Genomic DNA, 24,593 nt, shown 5'->3' on the forward strand with positions numbered 1-24,593 from the left:
TATATGATTTAAAAGCTAAAATTTAATCCCACATTATAAATCCGGGGCAACGAATACAACTGATCCGAGGAAGTTCCGCCAATTTCAGGGTCTGTACCCGGCCAGTCACTAAGTGTTACCAGGTTTTTTGCGTTTGCAAATACCCGCAGTGATTTTAACTTCACGCGCTTCAATGCAGAAGGCGGCACCTGATATGAGATAGAAATATCCTGTAGACGGACAAAGTTTCTGCTTACGTACCAACCGTGCCCTTGCGGGTTAGTATAAAGAAGGGATGGACGGGTTTGTGACGCATTTTCCGGGGTCCAGTATCCTGCATCGAGCTGATTCAGTCCTCTGCCGGGAGCATTCGGACTCACCGCTGTGTTCAATAGCGGAAAGTTGCTCATCCATCCAGTCATGGCATTGATGAAGGTCGAAACTGTGAAATTACCATAATAGAAGTCATTGGAAAGTCCGAATTTAAATCTCGGCTGACCGCCAGAGCCTATAATCCTACGATCATTCGCATCTATTTTGTTGTCTCCGTTCAGGTCTTTAAGTCTGACATAACCCGGACGGTAGCCACTGGGAAGCTCATCACCCTGTTGATACACTCCGTCAAAAACATAATCAAAATAGGAAGTAATGGGTTGCCCCAGAAACCACCGATTGCTGATATCATCATCTTCCGCTCCATCATTGTTCAGATCCTGACCATACAATTTTGTGATTTTATTCTGATTGTAGGTAAAATTAAATCCTGTATTCCAGCTGAATTTATTGGTTTGTACATTAGTGGTATTCAGCGTGATTTCGATACCATTATTCTGTACTTCGCCGATATTGGTGAGTACGTTCTGATAGCCGTTCATGGCAGGAATTGATCTTCTTACCAATAAATCTTTCGTTCGGGTGTTGTACAGTTCTACAGTACCTGAAATACGCTTGGACAGGATAGCGAAATCAATACCTAAGTTTCCTGAATAGGTGGTTTCCCAACGTAGGTTATCGTTCCCCATGATACTTGGAAACGCTCCGATAGACATACTCCCGCCGTTTCCATATACATACTGGGTGATGCTGGATAAACTAAGGGACTGGTAGGGGTCAATACCCTGATTTCCAACCGACCCATATGAGAGTCTCAGCTTCAGATTATCGAACAGGTTCTGATCCTCCATGAATTTTTCACTGGCCATATTCCAGCCAAGTGCTACCGATGGGAACAAGGCGTATTTGTTATTGGCAGCGAATACACTACTTCCGTCCCGCCTTGTAGTCAGGGTAACCATGTATTTCCCGGCATAATCGTAATTTAACCTGGCCATAGAAGACACACCCTTAATCTCAAAGGCAGAAGAGCTGTTGGTAAGAATGGTACCTAAACTAAGATCATTGAAACCCAGAGCGTCCGCACTTAGCTGATTCGCATTGGCCAGCGTCTGCTCCTGCTGCATGTAGTTTTTTCCGAATAAAAGGGTTACATCAAAATGATGCTCGTTGATATTTCTGTTGTACTTCACAATATTCTCCCACACCCAGTCAAAACCGTTCTGGTTCAGTTTATTGGCATAAGTAGTATTGTTCGGCAAAAACTGATCTTGTTTGAAAAAGTTGTAATTACGGTTCCACCTTATATTCGGAGAAAAGTTTACTCGTAAGCTCAGACCCTGGACTTTCGGAACCATAATTTCTGTATAAAAATTACTAAGCAGGTTATTGTAAACCTCCTCGTTGGTCGTCATTAAAGAATTATACAGCGGATTTGAAGCTACCTGATCTTCCTCCACGATAAACCGGGTAGGGTCTCCATTCGGATGAAACCATGTTCCGTAAGGACTGCTTGTATAAAGACTGCTCACTGATGCAGCTAACCCCGACATGTCTCTCTGACCGTAGGTGGAGGTTAAACCTACTTTAATAGAAGAGTTCACTTCGGTTTCTAAGTTGATACGAAACGTCTTACGCTTGAAATTATCATTAACCAATAAGCCCGCCTCTTTTGAAAAAGAACTGGATAAGAAATAGTTCGTCTTTGCACTCCGTCCCGCCAGATTGATATCAAAATTCAATAGGCCCGCTTTTTGAGAAACCTGATCGTAAGGATCTGTGATCACACCATTTGCATAGTTATCTGCTTCTGTGCGGTACAAATAGGTCGTTATTTTAGACGGATCGGCATCTAGCCCTGTCTGTGCACGGTAGTCCAGTTTACTCTGAATATATCTCTCAGGACTAAAAAAATTGATTTTCTTTCCCCAGTCATAAGAAGAAACACTCGTATTAACCGTCAGTACCACACCCTCCTTATCTGCCCTTTTTGATGTAATTAAAATTACCCCGTTAGCCGCTCTGGATCCATAAATGGAAGCGGCACTTGCATCCTTAAGGATATCCATCGATAAAATATCATTGGGGTTTATATCGCTGAGTGTTCCGCCAAAGATAATTCCGTCTAAAACAATCAACGGTGCGTTGTTTGCACTTAGCGACCGCTGTCCTCTGATCAGAATGCTGGGATCCTGCCCCGGACGTCCATTATCCAGAATCTGAACACCTGCCACCCTGCCCCGCAACGCCTGACCCGCATTCATTGACGGACTGCTTTCCTGCACAGACATATCGAGGCTGCTCACAGCACCCGTCACTTTTCGTTTTGATTGGGTTCCGTACCCCACCACCACCACTTCTTCCAAGCTGGCTACTGACGGTAACAGTTCTATGATCAGATCATCTGAGCTCTCACTCAGCGTAAACTCTCTATTATCATAGCCTATGTAAGAAACCAATAAGATGCCCGTTTTTTGCTGAACCTCCATTCTGAAGTTCCCGTTTTCATCGGTAGATATACCGCTTCTGTTAGCTGCAAGGTTCACAGTTGCTCCGGGCAAAGGCTCCTTGGTTTTGGCATCAATTACCTTTCCGGTAATCATATTTTGTGCCTGGGTCGTTATCGAAAACAACAGCAGCAGCACTGCCAGCCTACATGTGACTAGATTTCGATTCATCGCTATTAAATATTTAAGGTAAATTCGTTTAGTAAAGAATTGCTTATACGGTCTGGCGTGGACTATATCATTTACAGGCTTTGCACTTTTAAGTTTATTTGCTCTGCCAATTCCCCGAATTGATATAACAGCGCATCCAGTTTGTCGTAATCTGCCCCATTTCTTATTTCGCTGCCGTTGCGGCATACTTGAGTGATGCCCAAACCTCGTTTTCCCAGAATATACTTTGCGCTTGCAGGATAAGTGTCATGCATGACCGCCATGTTTTCGGTAAAAAACTGACGTACTTTATCTACCTCCTCTGAGTTGTCATTGTAATGAGTGCACAGCCAGACAACCAATTCCGGAAAGTAATTTCCCTGGATACAGGATAAGCCCGCCGAACCAGCCCTAAGAGAATCTACCGCGTGTACCATGTAGGCATCATATAAGGCAAAATCAGCTGCGCTTTTACCAGCTTCAATCTTCGCACGCACGCCATCAATATCCAGGCAAGTATCTTTGTGATATCTGATTCGTCCTGTCTTAACCAGTTCTCCCAGAAAATCTGCTCTCAAAATCCTTTTGTAAGGCACAGGACATTCATAAAAACCTAGCGGGATCTCACCGGTTAAATCGAGCAGTTTTTTAACATTGGTTTCAAAAACTTCCTCAGTATCCGTTTCTCCTGCCATCAAGCCGGTAATAACGATCACACTGTCAATTCCGGTACCGTGCATTTTTTTTATAAATGAAGCTTGAATTTCCAGCGTGTCCGGAAAAGTACCTGTGGCCACAACAGGAACCCGACCGTTTACTTTTTGCACGATAAATGAAACCATAGCCAGCCTTTCATCCTCAGAAAGCTCATACATTTCACTAGACAAACAGTTGGCAAAAAGCCCACCGGCTCCGGCGCTAAGGTAAAACTCTACGAGCTCCTCTAAGACCTTATAATCAATAGCAGCACTTTCCTGAAACGGCGTAAGCATCACAGGGACAAACTTTTTAGGTATTATCATTTTTATTTTTTTCTTAGTTTAAGAGATAAGTTACCGGCCAGAAAAATGGATAAAGTACCCACCACAATGATCATGTTGGCGTGCAGGGGATTTTTAAAATAGTCGTATTGCGGAGGTATAAGGTAGGAGAAAGTCATCCAGAGAATAACCAGTATTCCGGTTACAGTACCTGGGAGTGCATCCCTTAAACACAAAGGCATTCCAGTTACCACCGAAGGCTTTACCCGGAACACCAAGAAATGTATTTGAGCTCAGAAACGTAGCATAAATAGAAATTCCAATCGCCCAGCCAGGGATTCGTCCGGCGGCTCTTGTAAACTGATCTGCAGAAGTGTTTTTTCGGGAAAAATAAAATCCGACCAGTACCATCGCTATCAGATAAACAACAATAATGGCTATATCTACAAATGGTAAGTTAGTCATGTATCAATTCTCTATACCGGTGATGTAAGATTTCGTAGGTCTTCCGCTTTTTAGCATATGCAAATCTTTGATGCTACCTAACAAAGCCCAAGGTTGACATTTATCAATTTCTGCCACAGTATGGGGCCTGTCGCTCGCTTTCTTTCGATGGTCTCAGATTCCGCAAAAGTTTACTTTAACCCCCAGATTCACCAAAGTTGCAGCCTTGATTTCCGCAGCGCTACGCACATCATAGTCTCCGTCAACGTATACCACCTGAATGTGGTTTGCTTTATGCTTGGCCATCAATTGGTCCCGGCTAACCCCATCCAGAACACCATGCATTACCGGCCATTGCGGATCAGTAAGCTCCCACAGACGGTTTACTTCGGAATCGGGCAATTCGACACACCTGCCTGTTCCTATATCACACCAGAGTTCGTTGTCTTCCATGTAAATTCTGCTCCAAACAATCTTTCCGGGCCTGCTCACTCCCCTTAGCGTGCCTCCACCCTTTCCAAAAAACATGGGTGGCTGACGCATACTTTTGGATCCGGCATAACCGCCCTTAAAATGTGACGCAGGAGCTGCGCCGGATATGAGAAATACCCACACAAATTCCTCCTTACCCGCTATCGTAAAGGTTTCACCATATCGTAAATCATGCAGTGTGTTATCTCCATTGAGTCCCAGTTCTCTCCACAGATGATAGGTTACGTAACCGTCTATACCGGCACATTCGTCCACCTCATTAAAGTGAGGCAATGCCACTTTTGGGTACAGTTCTTTTCCCTTTGCATCAAAAACCGGAGGCCGGTCTGTATTATTTAGTAGCCCTTCTGCCAAATCACTGGCTGCTGTAAGTTCTTTTAAACCTTGTTGATACTGAATCCCGATCGTGTCGCATCCAAATTCGTCAGCCAGCCTGACTGCTGCAACGTACATTTTACACTGTTCCAGTGTTTGTTCCCTGGTAAGTTCATTGACCGGATCAGTTCCCCAGATAAAGTTCATTCCTTTTCCTAGCATCCAATCCAATACTGCATTCGCTTCCTGATCCGAGACTGTGAGCATCCTGGCATATAAAGTAGACTGGCTTAAACGCTCCTTATAAATGCCAAGCGCGTGAATAAGCGCATCAGGGACAATAGCATTGAACATACCCATGCAGCCTTCATCGAACACCCCCATGATCACTTTATCATCCTTGATTCGGGCAGCAAATTTTTCAGCCACCAACAACGAATCCTGCTGCACTTTGCTGATGTCAAATCGGTTCACATGGGAATAGTCATGGGTAACTTTTCCGGTGTTAAGCCAATCCTTTAGCCCCGCTGTAAAAAAGGGATCCTTAAAATCCTGACTCCATAAAAAGCTGTATGTTACGCCGGCTTTTGTTAAGGAACCTGTAAGGTTGAGCGCACCTACAAGACCGGGATAGGTGCCATCCCAATTGGCGATTATCAGAATGGGTCCCTGATGGGAGATAAGTCCAGCCAAAACATGATGGCTATATTGCCATACACTCTCAGCTACTATCAAGGGCTTGGTTTTATCTATTTGCCTGAAAATTTTTACTCCAATATGCTGATAATCGATAAACCCATGTCCCTTTTCTTCATTATAATCATGGGCTCTTTTAACAGTCCATGAATGCTTACGCAAGGCCTCTGTCAGATCCTCTTCCATTTTTTGCTGCATGGGCCAACAACTAAGATTAGCCGACTGCCTGAGGTCTCCGCTGCAGACCAGTAATGCCTGATTTACTTCCATTTTTCCATTTTGCTTTTGTATCACAAAGATGGATTGCTCGTATTCAAAATAATTTCCTTAGATTTTCCAATTTATCCAACATATTATCATATTTAGTAAAACCGTTATATAATTTCTTTAATTTCATACACAATAGTAGACTTTAGTAAGATATGGTACCCAAATTTCACGTTGTCCCAAAGTCCTTAAACAATGCCTTTAGCATTCGTCACGATGTAGTAGCACAGTTTGGAACCATCTGGCACTATCACCCCGAAATAGAGCTTCATTATTTGATAAAAGGAGAAGGAATTCGATTTGTAGGCGACAGTATTGGAAACTTCCAGCAAGATGATATGATCCTTATGGGGTCAAACGTACCACATACCTGGAAATGTAATGTCTCCAGTTCTTCGGATAATCATGTGGAAGCTTTGGTTCTACACTTCCATCCCGAATGCCTTGGAAAGGAGTTTCTGAATGTATACGAAACACAAGGAATAAACAGACTCTTTGAACAAGCCAAAACCGGACTTATTATCAAAGGCAGCTCCAAAGAGAAAATTAAACGGCTCATGTGGAGAATGAAACTAGAAACAGGCCTGAATAAGATTGTTTACTTGCTTAGAATTTACGCTATTTTACTCGAAAGCAAGGAGTACGAGGCTTTATCTAACAGTACCGAGTTTGCAAAATTTAGTCAGCTGGATGGAAACAGAATGGAAAAGGTGCTGTTATTTACTTTAGAAAATTTTAGAAAAAAAATTCTGTCGGAAGATGTGGCGCGCCTTACAAACCTGAGCGTTACTTCTTTTTGTCGCTACTTTAAAATGACTTCCAATAAATCATACTTTGATTTTCTTACAGAAGTACGGCTTAACCATGCTTGCAGATTACTTATAAAAACGGATTACACGATACAACATGTAGCTCTGGACAGCGGATTTGAAAATACATCCAATTTTTACAGGCATTTTAAGAAAGTTAAAGGAGTTACTCCCAAAGAATACCAGGCTAGTTTTTTCTGATGGTAAAACATCACCAGATTTTATTTTGGCATGTTTCAAGTAGGCGATGCTGGCTTCCAACTGGTTCCAAAGACTTTGCTTAAGGATGGTTACCCTATTTTTAAGATAGATAATATGATGCTACGTTCAGATAATTTTAATGCGGACCGGTCCCTTGATTTCGTTAACATCAACAGGTATTCCCTTTTGCGTTATTGCTACATTACCTTTTTTATGTAAATCAATGGCTACCTCGAGTACATCTTTCATATGCTTACGCCAGTCGTCGGGAAATAGCACGCGTGCAATTTCAGAAGGACAGGTACTTTTTTCAGCGCCACGATGAATGGCAGTAGATAGGATGGTTGTTGCTATTTTCTCGTAATGCCTCATACGTATGCTACTGGAATAGATTGTAGAAAACCATAACAAAGATCCCGATCTGCTGCTAAACGAGATGATCGAATTATACTCCCCTCCTACTTTTTCTCCAACCTAGTTTAAATTCTCCAACCTAGTTTAAAGTTTATCGCTGGATCCGTCAAGCAGAAGCAGCGCAGCTCCCATGATAACGACTTTTTGACTGCTGTGTTGCATCAAAACGATATGATGGTTACTTAAACTGCCTGTTGTAAAAAATCTATTACATAGGATCTGAGGTCAGGAAATATATCATCTCGTTTTAATAATTTTCCTTACATGAGTAAATATCGATGTAGACAGTAGCCTGATGTAGCTTTCCGAAGCAGCATCCATTTGGGGCACATCATGATGCGGCATGGGAGCTCAGAATCGGTAAAGTTTGGAGTTGTTAATTTCAATACCACTTTTTTGTAAACTTTGTGTAGCTCTGAAATAAGTCGACACAAATTTGACCTACCATGGAAGAAGTCTCATTTTCAGCAAAAAAGTGAGTCAACAGGATTATACACTGACTAATTCTTACTTTATCTTTGTGTCAATTTAGACTGGCTGACTTATGATTGACGTACTCTTTCACCACATTCAGGAAAAGGTTTCGCTTACTAACGAGGATAAAGAAAAAATCGAAACGCTTTTTGTAGCCAGAAAAATCAGAAAACGGCAGTATTTGTTGCAAGAAGGGGAAATTTGCAAGCATTTAACATTTGTGGCAAAGGGTCTTCTGCGCACTTATAATGTGGATATCAAGGGTGAGGAACATATGAGTATTTTTGGCTGGGAAGGTTGGTGGCTATCTGATTTTAACAGCTTTTTATCTGATGTGCCAGCAGTATTTAATATTGATGCCATTGAGGATTCAGACTTATTGCTTATCTCAAAAGCAGACTACGAAGCGCTGACTGTTGAGGTCCCTATTATGGACAGGTATTTTCGCATTCTTTATCAAAACAGCATTGTCACCAAAGAACGCCGGTTAATGAGTACCATCACCCATAGTGCTAAAGAACGATATTTGCAATTGGCCGAGTCGAACCCGCAAATCATTGAACGTATCCCGCAGAATCTGATTGCTTCCTATCTTGGACTAGCTCCCGAAACAATCAGCCGAATCAGGAAGAATCTGGCTAAACAGGACAAAAGCTCTTGATCTGGATCAAGCCTATTTCTTGCTCCAGGTCATTTTGAGACCCATACAGCGTTAGTAATTTTGTAAGAAACTACAGAATCACATTTCATTAAATGCAATTCTGATCTTACATCATACTTATTAGAAAATAACGATGGAAAACATTGCATTGGTAGTAGGTGCAACCGGTATCACCGGAAGCACCCTCGCTGAAAAACTAATCGAAAACGGCTGGATCACTTATGGTCTTGCACGAAATCCAAAAACAGATATCGCAGGGTTAAAACCTATATCTGCAGACCTGCTCCATGTTGAAGACCTTAGAGAAAAACTTCAAAACCTTGCGCCGACACACGTCTTTTTTACCAGTTGGATGCGCAATGAAACCGAGGCTGAAAATATCCGGGTCAACAGTGCCATGGTCCGGAATTTACTAAATGCCCTTTCACCAAAAAAATCTATACAGCACGTTGCACTGGTAACCGGGCTGAAACATTATCTCGGACCTTTTGATGCTTATGTGAAGGCTGGTACATTACCCGAAACCCCTGTTCGCGAAGAACATCCAAGGCTGCAGCTGGAAAATTTTTATTACGCCCAGGAAGATGAAGTCTATGCAGCGGCAGAGCGCGATGGATTCACATGGAGTATTCACAGGCCCCATTCTGTGATTGGAAAGGCAATTGGTAATTTGATGAATATGGGCACTACGATTGCAGTCTATGCCTCCATTTGCAAGGAAACCGGACGGGCATTCCATTTCCCCGGTTCTTCCGAACAGTGGAATGGCCTTTCAGACGTGACAGATGCAGGAATACTTTCTGAACACATGATCTGGGCTTCTACAACCGAAGCGGCCTGGAACGAAGCTTTCAATATTGCTAATGGGGATATCTTTCGTTGGAAATGGTTGTGGAAGCAAATCGCAGAATGGTTTGAGGTTGAAGCAATCGGTTTTGGTGGCAGCATCCATCCACTTGAATTAGAGATGGCAAACGATGCCGCGGTTTGGCAGCAGCTAGCAAATAAGTACAATCTGAAAGAGCAAAAAATAGAGCGTCTGGCTTCACCCTGGCATACAGACCTTGATCTGAGTCGCCCTCTTGAAGTAATGACAGACATGTCGAAAAGCCGTAAACTAGGTTTTGTTGGTTATCAGGATACGCGCGATTCGTTCTTCAACTTATTTAAAATATTGAGATCAGAAAACTTAATTCCTTAAAACACAAATGGTAACTGGCTTTATGATCCGGATTATTCATATAGCCAGCTGCTGTTTATTACCTTCGATTTTTCCTTTTTTTCCGAATAGGATTTTTAGTTCACGCTTAAGGCTTTCATCATTGTAAGGTAAATTAGACTTCTCCGATGGTAAGGATTATAAAATGTTTGATTTGAGCTCGGTCATGGATTTACATCTAACGCCTTAGCATTCACTATTCCAGGAGACGACTTGTTCGCCTACGGGAACAACTTAATTTAGCCTGATTATGGACAAGTTCCTTATTTTAACGACGGCTTTGCCTACCAAAGGCTTTTTCTTCAGTCCTTATCTTCAGATCTTTAATGCCAATCGACGGGGGTAGTGATGTGTTTAAAGCAGATGAAAACTTTAGGAAATTGTCTAACCCTAATTATATATCACATTAATCAGTTATTTGTTACTACTTAAAATGTACGGGTCTAAAAACCATGCTTTTCATATTCCTGTGGTCAGAACCACAGAAATCTCCACCAACATTTTAATCCAGCAGAAAATTTTTTTGATCTGATGCAACCCTGTAATCTCTTTCCTGTGTCAAAGAGCCGGTACCAGAAAAATTAACCCGGTTTTTATTTACGCAAATATCTATTGATATCATGAAGAACTTGATTACTCTGCTGGTAGCGACAGCTGCTCTATGGAGTTGTAACAGAGTTACAGACCCCACACCAAACGGTCCGCAGATCCCCTCCGAGGTGATGCAACTAGTTGAAAAAACGTACGAAAACCCGCAGAATATTGTTTTTACCGAGCTGCTGAAAGATAAGATCTGGAATGTAGATCTCGAATCAAAGACCAAAAAGTACAGCGGTGTGTTAACCCCGGCAAATGTGCTCTCTTCGTCCAGACTTGCAGGTTCGGATGTGCCCGACAAGCTGAAAAGCCTGATGGCTCCAAGCTTTGTCGCGGGAGGTACGTTCTCGAACTTCCGGGAAGAGGAATATGCTTACGAACGGGCGAGTTTTGAATCCGCTTTTCTGGCTGAATATGAATGGAAGGGAAATCCCTATTTATTAAAATGGCGGGTTACGACTTTTGATGGTAATTTCCCAACCATGTATACCCTGGAAATGGCACCTGTCAACCAGAAATTCCGGGTAACAGGCGCAAACGATTTACCTGAATCTTTGCAGCAATATATTCAGGGTAAGGGGTATCGTTTTTCCCTCGCAATGGTTTTGATCGGTAACCAGGGAAAGAAAATATACCAGCTGTATCTTCACAAAAACGGTGTGGATTTCCAGCTTCTGTTTGATGAGAATAGCCAATTGCTGGCTGGTTCGGATCAGTCTGTCTACCTGGAAAATGTAGATGCACTTCCGGCAGATATCAAAAACTTTCTTGCCACTGAGCAGGATTATAAAGATTTTGATTTTGAAATAGGAATTAACAGCATCACCAAAAATGAACAGGATGGTATAACAACTTATGAAGTAAGAGGTCAAAAACCGCTGGGAAACACCGGTGGACTGGACGTGTGGCTAATTGTTTTTGATAAAGACAAAAAACCATTGTACCGTGAGTACTTCGCGCTTTACAGATAACCTTTAAAAATTGATCGAAAGGTCGGCCTACGGGCCGACCTGGATTGACCGTACCTCTGATGAGATTTTTTAAATGGCGTGATTACGCTTCCCTAACCCAGCTGGTTGAAGGGTGCCAGCGGCAGGAGCGGCGGGCACAAAATGCATTTTATGATCGGTACAGGGACAGAATGAAAGTCGTTTGTGCAAGGTATGCAAAAACAGATGCGGAAGCTGATGATATTCTACAGGAAGCCTTCATCAGAATTTTTGAGAATATCCGTCAGGTCACACAGCCTGAGTTAGCCGACAAATGGGTAAAATCGGTCGTGATCAGAACTGCCATAAATTACTACCATCGGACGACTAAGAATGAGCTATTGCATTCATCTCTAGAGATCTCAGAATCAGCAATCGATGCGAGTGATTCCTTCAGGATCATTGAACAGTTGGACACCGAACTTTTGCTGGCGGTAATACGGAGCCTTCCGGATGGTTACCGGACTGTCCTCAATATGTACTTGATTGATCAGTACACACATGCGGAAATTGCTCAGATGCTCTCTATTACAGAAGGGACTTCCAAATCACAGATGAATCGCGGGCGCGTATTGTTAATTAAGAAGTTACAGAAATTAGGAATCGAATCTTATGAAGTCACCGGAAGAAGAAGCTGATAACGAGCTGGGGAAAAGGCTGCGGGAAAAGTTTGAAGATTATAAAGTGCCCGGAAAAGACCGCGTGCGCAAACCTGTTTTTGCCGCTCTGGACAAATCACCCAACAGACTTTATTTGATTCCTCTGATAGGCGGGCTATTTTTAATAGCCTCATTTCTTCTGCTTGATTGGGTACAAACGCCAGCGGACTTCGGTAAAAAGGACTCCTCCATTTTCAACAAAAATAAAACTGGAAATACCACATTAACACAGGCTAAACCGGGCTCAAAAACACAACAAGGTGCAATTAGTAAGGATGATTTACAGCTGAAACATGCAGAGCCTGTTTTAAAAAACAACGTCGTTGCATTTAAAAAGCAACGAATAGTTCAAAAACAAAACATTAAAATGGCCCTTAGGCAAGGGGGCAGCAATTACACTTTATTTTCATTAGGCAAATCAGCTTCAATACCTGGTTCCCACAAGATCACCCAGGTCAATACAGAAAACCATGTTTCCCACCAAACAGATATTAATGCCGGTTATCATAAGGCGCACATTACGAACTTACGTTCTGCTGAGTTGGAATTGCTATCTCCTATTGACTCTGTAAACATGGTTGTTTCGTTCGATCCATTCACTATAGCACCACCTACAAACGCTATAAAAGAAGCGATTAAAAAGCCATCACTTATATCTGGCGTCAGAGGCATTTTCTCAGTCTCCATGATGCAAACCTTTCAGCTCGTGAATTTGAGCCCGTCTGCTGAAGATCGTGTTCAGAACCTGCAGTTTGTTCCGTTGTTATCGTCAAAATCTTTGTCTTACAAACTAACAGCTGGTGTTGAGAAGAAACATACACAATTCCTTTTGAGCTATACTTATATGAGGAACTGGAATGAATATGAAATAGGAACGAATCAGGTACTTGCCACACGGGTTGATGACAACCAATATCGTATGACTATCATCGGCGAAAAACATCTGGAAGACGAACGTTCGCATTTGCTTGGTGTCGGGATTCGGCAAAGACTTATGATACCCCCAAATATCCTTCGAAATTACAGCATCAATGTGGGCGTGGACTATACCCGGCTGATGACCCAAAATCAGGATTTGGTTTGGGGAAATATTGGTTTCTACAAGAATATCTACAGGCCAGGCGGCAAACGTCTGGAAATAGGGCCATACTTCCAATACAGCTTCACAGAACGGGAAGTAGCACGTCAGACCTGGAAGTCGAGACCTTATCTAGTTGGTATATTATTAGGTGTAAAAATGAAATAGTACCTGGAATGTTTTGTATCAATCAACCAGCCTTTCCAGTGAAATCCAGAAGTATAAATCCTTATAAGTAGGTGTCATACATGTATAAATAAACGATAAATTAAAGCCTGGATGATCAGTGTTAACAGATCATCAGGCATCGTCTTCACAATAACAATGTTATCAGTGGGAGCCTGCTACCCTAATGGTTGTAGAAGAGCTGTTCCTAAGCCGGCAGAAGAAAATGTAAGATATTCTGCCATACATGTTCGCGCCTTACTCATTACAAGATCTGACAAATTATAACCTTTGTGCTTGAGTCCACCGATGTATTAATCTGTATTAGCAGTATCCGATTGTCTGCAGATTATAGTTATCCGGCCTATAAAGAAGCTTCATCCGTACTTGATTAAACATTGTTGAAAATGGTGTGAAAAACTTTAGCTTTCTATTACATTCGAAAAAGCAAGTGGTCAGTCCAGCAAACTTCATTCATTAACGACTATTCCGGGTCTCACGCATTTATTCTGTAACTTAGTAAACGGACGAAAAAAATGCCATTGGGCTATCTGAACGAAGAATTAAAGTAAAAGGGAACATCAATTTAGAGACTGGCGAAAGCTTTTTGTTACAGAAATTTCATTGGCAGATGCAACTGCGGTCGGTAAAAAACGTGTCTAATGTCTGGGAGCGACTCGATTTGCGATCTTAATTCGTCATTCCGACAAATTCCCTATTCACATTTTTCAACATTTAACTTTTTGTAAAATGCGCATTCATCGATTCACTATTTGCCTATTGGTTATGGCAGCCTGGGGGTGCCAGACCGACTCCGAAACAATCCTGCCTGGCGATGCATCATCTGATAGCCAGCGAAAAGCTACCGAAATTCCCGCAACAAATCTGCGGATAAAACAAATGCTGGTCACCGGAGACAATGGAGGCCTTGGGCCCATGTTCACCAACACCTATTTCACTTACGCAAAGGAGCGCGAGCTGGAAAAAGTGAGCATACCCACAGACACATACGCGGGCCTGAGCACAAGCGTATACACCTATGACGAGCAGGGCCGTCTTACCGTTATCAGGTCCCTACGAGAAAATCCCACTGATAACGGAGTCAAAGGGTACCAAACGAATTATAAATACACGGACAGCACAATAGTCGCAACAAGTTTACTAGTGGATATCGAAGGAAATTTACTAGCTAATTTTCTGTCACCCAACGCCAAAGTCACTTACCGTTTGAACAGCGACGGTCTTGTTTATGAAGAATTTGAGGAAGGGAAGATTATATGGGGAAGTGAAACCACCGAGCTCCGAAAGCATACTTACGAAAATGGAAACATCGTAAAGACAACAGCGCTGGATCCACAAGGTCAGGTAGTGATTACCTATTACTATGAATATGATGACAAAATTAACCCGTTTTACAAATGGTCATACATGTTTAGCCCGTCGCTTACTTGCAGCCGGAATAATCAGGTCAGCTGGCGGACGAGCAGAAGTGAACCTCAACGGACCGAATACACTTATAACGAGCAAGGCCTGCCGCTGACCCAAAAGAATGTTACAAAAGGAGCGGTCCTTACTTATGACTACGAAACATTTGCGAAGTAATTATAAGATTATAATGCATGATAAAAATGCCGTCTCGAATTATTCGGGACGGCATTTTATTTGATAGATGTGCCATCAAACTCCTCAACATAAAATCTTAGACTTGGATTAAAAAGTAAAGCTACTGGCGAAGCCAAAGGCCTTTCGAGCAAGATAGGTCAAGACATCAGAGCTGGGCAAAGTAGAAAATAGAATATCTAACCTATTAAATACCAGGCATCTGTATATGGATTCCAAACGCAGTTAACATGTGACTACCACTCACACCACTCATTTCGTAAGTATAAAATCTGAATTTAAAATAGCTGTAACACAGCCATAACAAGTCTTGGTATCCGATATATCTGTTGCAGTTGACTCTGCTTAGCATCGCATTGAAAAAAAATTTTCAATGCGATGCTACCTAAAAGGTCTGATCCGGTGTCTTATGCTTACAAACCTTTTATAACGCGCATTAACGTGAAGATTTTAACATTTTTAATATTGGCCACATGGTGTTTCTACAGCTGCAACACGGTCACTGAGCGTAACCCACAGCCTGCGGTAGTGCCACTAGACGTGGTGCAGGTAGTGAAAGATAGTTTCCCGGATGCTGTTGATCTGGTTTTTAAGCCCATTGTAACTGAGCAGATTTGGGATGCAAATTTTCACAGCGGAGGCAATCGCTATAACTCAGTCGTCGACAGAAGCAGGCTTTTGTTTATAAGCGAATTGTTGGAAAGTCAGGTACCTGATTCCCTTCGCCAAGTCATTTCTCAAACCTCTTACGCCGGGGGACATTTCAGCAATTTTCGCAGAGGCGCTATGTTCTTTGATGGAAGTTTTGATTTTATGGCCGACTACGAATGGAATGGGAAAAAATTCACTGTTAAATGGTTCTTCTACAACAGACCACAATTACGCTACATCGTAACGATCTCGCAGACAATACAGTCTGAGTTCTATGTGTACAATACAGACATTCTTCCAAATACGATTAAGGATTTTCTATCAACACATCACAATACCATGCAGTCAGGTGTGCAGATGTATGTTTATCCGAACGATAAAATCCTGTACGGAATAGGCTCCAAGGTTATTGATCCCACCGTCCATCAGTTGATTTTTGATGGCAGTGGAAATCTGATCTACTCCTACCTGGGAAAAGTCGACTTTTACAATCAGCTTAGCGATTACCCGGCAGCAATCCGGAACTTTGTAGCTAACAATCCTGAATATAAAGGGTTCGATTTTTTCTGGGGTATCAGATTTGAAGACGGGGGCAAATCCGGATACCGCATTGATCTTGTCAAAAATGTAAAGGCTGACGAGAAAATACATCTTTATTTTGACCAGAACGGTGTTTTGAGTGATCAGAAATATCAGGCGTCTATCAGGTAGGCCACAACGAAATCATCCTGCTGGAATTCAAATCATCAAATGGGCTGCTAGTAACCAGTTTTGCATCCTGAGCCGTATCTGGTTAAAGTATTAGAGTTAATGATATTTTCAAGAAATAAGAAATACAACAGCATTGAAGAACTGGTAGAAGCCTGTCAGCGGTCGGACCCCAGGGCTCAGCATATTTTGTATGAACGGTACAAGAGCAGAATGCTTGCAGTTTGTATTCGGTACGCCCGGACCAAAGCTGAAGCAGAAGACATTTTTCAGGACGCGTTTATAAAAGTTTTTCGAAATATTCAGGAAATTAAGGAGATCAGCGCTACAGATGGATGGATAAAAGCCATTGTTATACGCACTGCGATCAATTACTATCACCGGACTACGAAAAACGGATTCATAGAATTGCATTCGGAAACCACTGAGCAGCTGTTTGAAGCTGATGATTATGAAAGAATTATTCATCAAATGGACCTCGAGATTTTGATACGTATGATAAATAGTCTGCCTAACGGGTACAGAACCGTTATTAACCTTTATCTCATTGATGGATATACGCATAAAGACATTGCTGACATGCTGCTAATATCGGAAGGCACCTCCAAATCTCAGTACAGACGAGGAAGGAATTTATTGATCAAGAAACTACAACAAAAGGGAATTTTTCAGAATGATTGAACCGGACAAAATTCTCGACGAAGCTTTACGGAAAGGTCTGCAAAACAGATTTGATGACCTGGAGGCTGATGTAAAGCCGGCATTATGGAAGCGTATAGCCGGCGAAATAGGAAACTCATACAACGGTACCCGCTTCTATCTGATTGGCTCAGCGCTGGTGGTAGGCCTGCTATTGATATACTTTACAGGAGAAAGTGTATCAAACTGGCTCACCCCTACGCCCGTAGTCAAAAGTGAAAATCTGGCGCGCGCCCAGAAAAATCAGAAGCAAAACGGATACATTACTTCAAAAAAGCCAGGTGGCAGCAAGCCAAACCAGTTTACCGAAAACCGGCAGAAATATACAGCTGTTTCACAGCAAAAGCAGGGCCCTCAAATAAGGGTAACCAACCCGTTGTCTTCAGCCGTTACTTACAGCTCTGAAGCAAATAAAGTAGTACCAGAGATTGCAGCTCATCCGCAAAAGCAGGAACTCAGGGCCGGTGTAAACCAAGCCGGGCAGAGGCGCCCATCAGACCATTCATCATTGCAGCTACCTGCAGATTCAGTTTTTGCAGCGCATCATCAGACAATCCATAGCCTTCGTAATATTGAATATAACGGTGGGCTCGCAATGAACCTGCCATCGGTAAGCGTAAAGCAAACGCTGGTTTCAGACCAGAAGATCAAATCAAACAAGGTAGTTTATTTATTCTCGGTGATTCCGCTGCAGACCTATCAGATGCTGAATGTCACCTCCAATGTATCAACCCGATTTCAGAATTTCGGCTTCGCACCCTTTATGTCGCTGCTGTCAAAAGGTATCAAACTCAACACCGGTATTCAGACTGACGGTTTTCAATTCTTAATGAATTATTCATTTATCAGAAACTGGTCGAGTTATGAGATTGGTAACGGCGAGGTTATCGTCAATACCTCCGCAGATCAGTTCACAATGATCGAAAAAGGAGACAGCTATACAAAAGATGAAAAGCTTCACATGATCGGGCTTCGGGTAGTGAAACTCGTCCCTCTGCAAGGCGCACTCCGGAAGTTTGATTTGAAGGTAGGTGCTGAGTATGCAAGACTGCTCAAAGAAAGACAAGGTTTTGTTTCTGTTAATCTGGCATTGACCAGGCCGGTCGTTTATGGCCCCAGACAAATCATTTCCGTTGGACCTTTTGCAGAACTGGGATTAAATCAAAGGATTATTTTAGATCAGACATGGAAGTACAGACCCTATCAGGTAGGAATTATGATGAACATGAAAATTAACCATACAATAAAACAAAATTTTGAATGATGAGATACATTAGATTATCAGGGTCTGTTTTTACAGCTACAGTCTGTCTACTGGCAGCCTGCACTCCGAAGAGCTCCACAGTGGATCCACTTCCACTTATCAGCGAAGATTTGGTCCTTGCCAAGACAGGACCCGATGGGCTGACAGCTATAGAAGCGGAAACAGGCGCTATTAAATGGCAAATTTCCGGAGTCGCCCAATTTGCCCTGGACGGGAAAGCTTTGTTTGTCAATGATTCAAAGCTCCACCGTATTCAAGCCTTTACTGATACCACAACACTATACGCTGAACAGGATACGTCCAGAAACCTCTCCGTGATTAATCCTGCTACAGGACAAATCACTTCGGCAGTCAAAAATGAACTGAAACCCAGCTACATGGTTGGTTGCTGCGGGACCTATCAGCTTAACCAACTTATCAAAGTGTCCGATGGTGTGGCTTACATGGGACTCAGAGAAGTCGACTACGGAATCACTTTCAAGTACAGCCTATTTGCTACCGATATAGAAACAGGCGTACAAAAATGGGTATCAGACCTAAACATAGGTCAGCCGCTTACATTAAATATCAGTAGTGACAAATTGTATGTCGGCACAATGAACGGAGCTTACGTCATCGATAAAAACACAGGCAAGATTCTGAAGAAGCATCTGTCCGCGCAGCTGCCTGTGGTCACAGAAGACATCTATCTGCTATATACCGAAGAGTCCTTAACAGCCATTGAAAAAACAAATGGTTCTGTCAGATGGAGCTATCCTACCGGCCAATATATGATGACCCCACCAAGTGTGTTTGATGGATTAGTCTATTTTACTGATAGCAATAAGAAACTGCTTGCACTGGATGTAAAAACGGGAGCCAAGAAGTGGGAATATCTGATAGAGAATTCTGACCGGCTCTCCTCCTCTGCACAGGTGATGGACGGAGTATTATATGTGAGCAATCCCAACGGCAAGATTTACGCATTAGAGGCTCAGACCGGGAAGAAGAAGTGGCAGGTTTGGGCCGGAGACGGACTGTACATGGCACCGGGCGAGCTGATTGCGAAAAACAACCGTTTGTATGTGCCTCTAGATAACAAAAAGCTTTTTGCGTTGGATGCCCGCAACGGGCAGAAAATCTGGGAAATCAGTTTTAGCGTCAATCCGGATAACCTTTTGACCTCTTTCCAGGTGGTAAGCTCCGACGAGATTAACCAATGACAGCCAGGGTTACGTGTATGAGGGTGGCTGACCAAAAATCAGAGTACGGATTTCTGGATAAGTTTTAATCACCGGGATGTATTTTTTTAACAAGCCATTGGCAGGCAGTATCAGAAGACTGTTATCCTGCCGGTGAATGTCTTTTGATTCTGCTTTTAACGATCTTGATATCTAACAAAAAGACCACACGGAAGACTACAATAAGTTTTGGTTGTTTTTGAAAATTTTGATACTAGATCAGAAACTCAAAACCCCGTTTAAATGATTTAAACGGGGTTTTGAGTGCTTTTGAACGGCATTTTGTGGAGATGCAGGGATTCGAACCCTGGTCCAGAACAGGGAAACCCTGCGCCTTCTACATGCTTATCCGTGATTAGATTTTCGAACCTGACAAGGTGCACGGCGGACCCGCGTCATGGCCTTAGATACTGGTGTCTCGTTGGATTTCCGTACCGCTATTCCAACCAGCGCTGCGTTTCGACACCCCTTAACCCACCCAGCAGCACGTAGGGTGGAGAGATGATGGCATTTGGTTAATCCTCCGGATTAAGCAGCCATGGCGTAGTTATTTTCGCCAGTTATTGTTTGAGAATATTATTTCCGGGAGGTACTCTCAACTCCCGACATGCTTACACACAGAACCTCAGCCCGCTGTCAATACCAGTCACCCCCATTTTGTTGGAACAGGTACTTCGCTTAAAGCAAAGTATTGTTGCTATGAAAAGACAAATGCAGTTGAATAATAGTTCAAAGTAATTTTAAAAAAATTCTTCGATACTGATTACCAAATGCTTAACAACCGACAAATTTTATACTTACCGATTCATTGATAAAAGTAACCGGCTTCTCCATTCATACCCGATATGCAATTCAGACCGGATCTTAGAACTCCCATCTGTAACTCAAAACAGGAATCAGCCCCAGTTGATACTGGGTAACGACTTTCTTTTGAAAAGTATCGTAGTAGTTATACGCTTCATTTTTTGTACTTGTAATATTCTGCAAATCCAACGCCAGAGTCCGGCTATAGCGGGCTTTACTTTTTTTCCAGTATATCCGAATGTCAGGCCGGAAGTAGTCTTTCATTTTCAATGAGAATGCCTGATCTTGCAGATATACTGTTGTATTATTGACTGTAGAGGCTTCAATATCAATAGGTGTATCCCTAAATCCTCCAATCCATAGAATTTTTGCATTTAATCCCCAGGTGCTCGTTTCTCTCTTTCTAAACTCTTTGCCTGCCGTAAAACTGAATGTATGTCGCCCGTTGAAGCGGTTATCACGTCTTATGCCATCACTTCCTACATAAGTTGCGTCGTATAAAGAACCGGAGGCAAGCACGTAATACTGGTCGGTCAGCAGCTTTTGGTACGTAGCTTCAATTCCATAATTTCTTCCTGTTCCTGTATTCGTCAATCTACGGCTTATTTCATTCTCGACCAGGTTTATTGCTGAAAATGAATTGCGTAAGCTTCCATCTATCGGCACATCTATCAATTGTTGCCAGTATGCTTCCAACTTCAGGCTGCTGGTTTTGACAAAGTTCTTTTGATAACTTACCACCAGATGATGTGATTTCGTAGGACCCACATGTAGGTTACCTGTGGCACCAACCGTATTAAAATTCGACAAGTAGACTTGTGGAAGTTGTAATTGACTGTGAAGTCCATACGAGAAACTTAATAACTGACTCTCGTTCACCTGCCATTTCAGTGCAGCTCTTGGCTCCAACGTAGAAGAATTGCCTTTATTTATATTTGTCTTTAATGTGCTCAACATAGCGTGCAGGCCTACTTCAGAGGTTATCCTGCTTGAAATCCGATAGGTCCAGTTTACAAAGGGCTGAACCAGCCATCCGATTATTGCATTTTCTGACCTCCCCCAATATCTTATTAATCCTATTTTATCAAATTGTCCGGTAAGATATAGCCCTGCTTTTAAGCGGCTTTTGTCGTCGATCCGGTGCATGATGTAGCTACTGGCAGACAGTCGTTCCTTAGTAAGCTCGTCACGGTCGGTGAGAGTACGGTTATTTCCCAAAGCATTTACATCATAACTTTCGCGCGTCGTTGTCAGGCCTGAGGCAACTACAGTGGTATTCCATGCAGTACGGCTTCCGATTGACAACGCATGGGTGATACCGCCAGCACCCATCTTGTTGTTAAAGATAATATCCCGCCCGTCCTTCTGCACTTCCCATAGCGAACTGTCTCTCTCGGCAGTGAAGACGTTTTCACTGACACCGCCTAATCCGAAAATGGTGAAAGTGCCTGCTTTTTCTGTCGGTAAATGAATGTTAAATGAAAAATCCTGATATTTATTAGCCTCTCCTCCGAAATCAATCCCGATTCCACTTAAAAGGCCGGTAAAAGAATAGCGGTAATTGGCAAGATATGATGCCTTCGATTTCTTCGAAAAAGGGCCTTCTGCAGCTACGTCTATTCCGATGAGTCCAACCTGTGCTACAAATTCCGGCTTTTCATCATTTCCTTTTCGAAGATTCATATCCAGCACACCGGAAAGCGCATTGCCATACCGCGCCGGAAAAGCGCCAGACAAAAAATACGAATTTGAAAGTAACTGTGTACTGAGAATATTTACGCCTCCACCAGTTGTTGTTGCACGGTCGCTGAAAGTACCTGCGTTGGAAAGGTGATTGGGATTTACGATCTCAACCCCTTCCAGTCTCCATTGCATACCATTTGGCGAATTTCCTCGAATAACAAGTCCATTTGCCTGATCGTTTGCAGCAGCAACTCCAGGAAAAGAAGTCGCTACCCGCGCCGGATCGAGATAAGTGGCAGCATATCGCAACGTTTGTTCGATGGTGATTTCCTGTACACTGTTGAAAGCGCCTGGTCGATTGCTGGTAATGGTAGCTTCCTGCAATTGTTGACCGGAAGGATTAAGCCTGATGTCCTGCACATTTTCCCGTCCTGATTCCAAAAGTATTTCAGGAACTGCAATAGATTCATAACCCAGATAGGAAACTTTCAATACGTATCTGCCTACAGGGATCTGTGCAAACCGGAAGCTGCCGTTTTCATCGGAGCTTACTCCTTCTCCTGCTTTATCTAAGGTAACTGCTGCACCCGACAAAGGCAGGCCGGTATCTGCGTCGCGGACAGTGCCACGTATGGTAGATGTATAATTTTGAGCAAAGCAAAAAGAAGTCGTAAATACAAGGATCAGGAGAATTCGAAGCATTTGAGAAAAGGTATATGGAACACTGGCACAAAAATAGTGCGTTACCAGGCGATCACAAATTTAATTTATTTATCAAACCATAGGGGGAAACTCTTAATGGATTGTCTCAGTCTAAACATAACAAATATTCTAACTGACATCTTATGAGAATCGCACTGACAAGCCTTGTATTTAGCTTACTTTTACTAACAGGCTGCGACAAAGAAAAAGTGGTTAACGAAAACGATATGCCGAGTGGCGCCCGCGAATTCGTAGAGGCACATTTCCCTACTGCCGAAGTGCAGCAGGTGGTAAAAGAACGGGACGACCTGGAAGTCACTTATGATGTATTCCTGAATAATCAGGTGAAGCTTACATTTGACAAAAATGGCAGCTGCTACGACGCTGAAAGTCCGATCAATCTGAAACTGCCGGATTCCGTCATTCCGCTTAAAGTGCTGGAATATGTAAAGGCTAACTATCCCGACGAATTTATTGTAGAATGGGAAAAGAATAAAACCGATCAGGAGGTAAAACTTTCAAATCGCATTGAACTGAAATTCAATCTGAGCGGAGGTTTTTTAAGAATTGATAACTAAGATATACCAGTAACACTTACACTTTTTCAACAACAGACAAGGACGAGGCCAGCGCTTCGTCCTTGTCTGCTTAACAGGAAAAAAAATCATATTTTTTTCCTGCCGCTTAAAACTGGATAAACATTTATTTCCGGCAAAAGACCATTCTGTCTCTATTCAAGCTACCGTTATATATATATATCATCGTATTTTTGCCCGGTAACACAAGAAACAGTATATGAATATTGAAGATATAGAATCGTTTTTCAAAACATTACAAGACAACATCTGTGCAGCCATTGAGGAGACCGATGGGATAGCCAAATTTAAGGAAGACGCCTGGGAGCATCATTCCGGAGGAGGTGGCAGAACGCGCCTGATACAGCATGGCAATGTGTTGGAAAAAGGCGGTGTTAACTTTTCGAGTGTGCGTGGAGAAGTGCATCCACGTCTTCGCCAGCAGATGAATCTGGGAGAAAATGATGACTTTCAGTTCACAGCGACAGGCGTATCTATCGTCATGCACCCGAGCAATCCGCATGTACCTATCATTCATATGAACGTGCGGTATTTTGAGCTCAGCAATGGCACGTGCTGGTTTGGCGGCGGTATTGATCTTACTCCCCACTACGTGGTCGAAGATGATGCACGCTATTTCCATCAGCATCTTAAAGCAGTTTGTGATAAGCATCATACTGCTTTCTACCCCACTTTCAAAAGCTGGGCAGATGACTACTTCTTTATACAACACAGAAATGAAACGCGCGGCGTGGGCGGTATTTTCTTCGATTATCTTAAACCGGACCAGGAAGGAAACGGGCAGGGATTGTCCAAGGAGCAGCTGTTTGATTTTGTTAGGGACATAGGTGAAAGCTTTGCTCCTGTATACACGAAGCTGATGGACAGGTACCGCGACATCCCATTTACTCAAGAAGAAAAAGAATGGCAATATCTGCGTAGAGGAAGATATGTCGAGTTTAATCTGGTTTGGGACAGGGGTACGAAGTTTGGCCTGGAAACCAACGGACGCACAGAATCTATACTGATGAGTTTGCCACCACAAGCCAACTGGGAATACAATCTGATACCGGAAATCGGGTCCAAAGAAGAAGCAACCTTACAATGGCTGCGCAAAGGTGTGGAATGGGCTCCGGTCTGAACGCCATTTCGGCGGTCTGAACGGTAACGCTCAGTTGTAGGTTGGTTGCCCGTTCAGACCGCAAAAATACGTTCAGACCGGTAACGAGGCATTAACA

The 24,593-nt window shown here is 42.8% G+C and carries 18 protein-coding genes, 1 other RNA gene and 1 pseudogene; 13 read left to right on the forward strand and 7 right to left on the reverse strand.

What is annotated here, in order from left to right:
- Positions 1–8: 8 nt before the first annotated feature.
- The 4 genes and pseudogenes from AC1XUE_RS12040 to AC1XUE_RS12055 form a co-directional block, all read right to left on the reverse strand.
- On the reverse strand, positions 9–2,990 hold the full coding sequence (locus AC1XUE_RS12040; protein WP_483356226.1) for a SusC/RagA family TonB-linked outer membrane protein: 2,982 nt from the start codon (positions 2,988–2,990) through the stop codon (positions 9–11).
- Positions 2,991–3,061: 71 nt separating this feature from the next.
- The gene (locus tag AC1XUE_RS12045; protein WP_483356227.1) at positions 3,062–3,991 is read right to left on the reverse strand and encodes a dihydrodipicolinate synthase family protein; all 930 of its coding nucleotides are present in this window, start codon (positions 3,989–3,991) and stop codon (positions 3,062–3,064) included.
- A 171-nt stretch (positions 3,992–4,162) separates the two neighbouring features.
- Positions 4,163–4,414 (reverse strand): annotated as a pseudogene (locus AC1XUE_RS12050) (sodium:solute symporter); the annotation flags it as partial.
- A 153-nt stretch (positions 4,415–4,567) separates the two neighbouring features.
- The gene (locus AC1XUE_RS12055; protein WP_483356228.1) at positions 4,568–6,166 is read right to left on the reverse strand and encodes a fucose isomerase; all 1,599 of its coding nucleotides are present in this window, start codon (positions 6,164–6,166) and stop codon (positions 4,568–4,570) included.
- Positions 6,167–6,318: 152 nt separating this feature from the next.
- On the opposite strand from AC1XUE_RS12055, the gene AC1XUE_RS12060 reads away from it, so the two are divergent.
- The gene (locus tag AC1XUE_RS12060; protein WP_483356229.1) at positions 6,319–7,173 is read left to right on the forward strand and encodes an AraC family transcriptional regulator; all 855 of its coding nucleotides are present in this window, start codon (positions 6,319–6,321) and stop codon (positions 7,171–7,173) included.
- 126 nt (positions 7,174–7,299) lie between these two features.
- On the opposite strand, the gene AC1XUE_RS12065 is transcribed toward AC1XUE_RS12060, so the two are convergent.
- A complete protein-coding gene (locus tag AC1XUE_RS12065) occupies positions 7,300–7,545 on the reverse strand; it encodes a DUF3253 domain-containing protein (protein ID WP_483356230.1) in 246 nt (81 codons plus the stop codon).
- Positions 7,546–8,131: 586 nt separating this feature from the next.
- Here AC1XUE_RS12065 and AC1XUE_RS12070 point away from each other — a divergent pair.
- The 10 genes from AC1XUE_RS12070 to AC1XUE_RS12115 all read left to right on the forward strand — a co-directional run bounded on the left by AC1XUE_RS12070 (position 8,132) and on the right by AC1XUE_RS12115 (position 19,573).
- A complete protein-coding gene (locus tag AC1XUE_RS12070; RefSeq protein WP_483356231.1) occupies positions 8,132–8,722 on the forward strand; it encodes a Crp/Fnr family transcriptional regulator in 591 nt (196 codons plus the stop codon).
- A 133-nt stretch (positions 8,723–8,855) separates the two neighbouring features.
- Positions 8,856–9,923 carry an SDR family oxidoreductase gene (locus AC1XUE_RS12075; protein ID WP_483356232.1) on the forward strand — a complete coding sequence of 356 codons (1,068 nt, stop codon included), beginning with the start codon at positions 8,856–8,858 and terminating at the stop codon, positions 9,921–9,923.
- 638 nt (positions 9,924–10,561) lie between these two features.
- Complete coding sequence (locus AC1XUE_RS12080) at positions 10,562–11,509, forward strand: hypothetical protein (protein WP_483356233.1); 948 nt, start codon at positions 10,562–10,564, stop codon at positions 11,507–11,509.
- Between the two features lie 59 nt (positions 11,510–11,568).
- Positions 11,569–12,165, forward strand: coding sequence for an RNA polymerase sigma factor (locus AC1XUE_RS12085; protein WP_483356234.1), 597 nt, complete (start codon positions 11,569–11,571; stop codon positions 12,163–12,165).
- Positions 12,140–13,432, forward strand: a complete 1,293-nt coding sequence (locus AC1XUE_RS12090; RefSeq protein WP_483356235.1) for a hypothetical protein — start codon at positions 12,140–12,142, stop codon at positions 13,430–13,432. The genes AC1XUE_RS12085 and AC1XUE_RS12090 overlap by 26 nt, the downstream gene beginning before the upstream one ends.
- A 747-nt stretch (positions 13,433–14,179) precedes the next feature.
- Complete coding sequence (locus AC1XUE_RS12095; RefSeq protein WP_483356236.1) at positions 14,180–15,031, forward strand: hypothetical protein; 852 nt, start codon at positions 14,180–14,182, stop codon at positions 15,029–15,031.
- Between the two features lie 459 nt (positions 15,032–15,490).
- Positions 15,491–16,411 carry a hypothetical protein gene (locus tag AC1XUE_RS12100; protein ID WP_483356237.1) on the forward strand — a complete coding sequence of 307 codons (921 nt, stop codon included), beginning with the start codon at positions 15,491–15,493 and terminating at the stop codon, positions 16,409–16,411.
- 99 nt (positions 16,412–16,510) lie between these two features.
- Positions 16,511–17,089 carry an RNA polymerase sigma factor gene (locus tag AC1XUE_RS12105; RefSeq protein ID WP_483356238.1) on the forward strand — a complete coding sequence of 193 codons (579 nt, stop codon included), beginning with the start codon at positions 16,511–16,513 and terminating at the stop codon, positions 17,087–17,089.
- The gene (locus AC1XUE_RS12110; protein WP_483356239.1) at positions 17,082–18,371 is read left to right on the forward strand and encodes a hypothetical protein; all 1,290 of its coding nucleotides are present in this window, start codon (positions 17,082–17,084) and stop codon (positions 18,369–18,371) included. The genes AC1XUE_RS12105 and AC1XUE_RS12110 overlap by 8 nt, the downstream gene beginning before the upstream one ends.
- Positions 18,368–19,573: an outer membrane protein assembly factor BamB family protein gene (locus tag AC1XUE_RS12115; RefSeq protein WP_483356240.1), complete on the forward strand. Its 1,206-nt coding sequence runs from the start codon at positions 18,368–18,370 to the stop codon at positions 19,571–19,573. The genes AC1XUE_RS12110 and AC1XUE_RS12115 overlap by 4 nt, the downstream gene beginning before the upstream one ends.
- A 300-nt stretch (positions 19,574–19,873) precedes the next feature.
- On the opposite strand, the gene ssrA is transcribed toward AC1XUE_RS12115, so the two are convergent.
- Positions 19,874–20,245, reverse strand: a transfer-messenger RNA (tmRNA) gene (gene ssrA, locus AC1XUE_RS12120).
- A gap of 210 nt (positions 20,246–20,455) precedes the next feature.
- Positions 20,456–22,780 (reverse strand): TonB-dependent receptor, encoded by a 2,325-nt coding sequence (locus tag AC1XUE_RS12125; protein ID WP_483356241.1) that lies wholly within the window; start codon positions 22,778–22,780, stop codon positions 20,456–20,458.
- Between the two features lie 143 nt (positions 22,781–22,923).
- On the opposite strand from AC1XUE_RS12125, the gene AC1XUE_RS12130 reads away from it, so the two are divergent.
- On the forward strand, positions 22,924–23,358 hold the full coding sequence (locus AC1XUE_RS12130) for a PepSY-like domain-containing protein (protein WP_483356242.1): 435 nt from the start codon (positions 22,924–22,926) through the stop codon (positions 23,356–23,358).
- A 217-nt stretch (positions 23,359–23,575) separates the two neighbouring features.
- Positions 23,576–24,496, forward strand: a complete 921-nt coding sequence (hemF, locus tag AC1XUE_RS12135) for an oxygen-dependent coproporphyrinogen oxidase (RefSeq protein ID WP_483356243.1) — start codon at positions 23,576–23,578, stop codon at positions 24,494–24,496.
- Positions 24,497–24,593 lie beyond the last annotated feature (97 nt).

This window comes from Dyadobacter sp. HNCC25DJ187 (assembly GCF_056895255.1).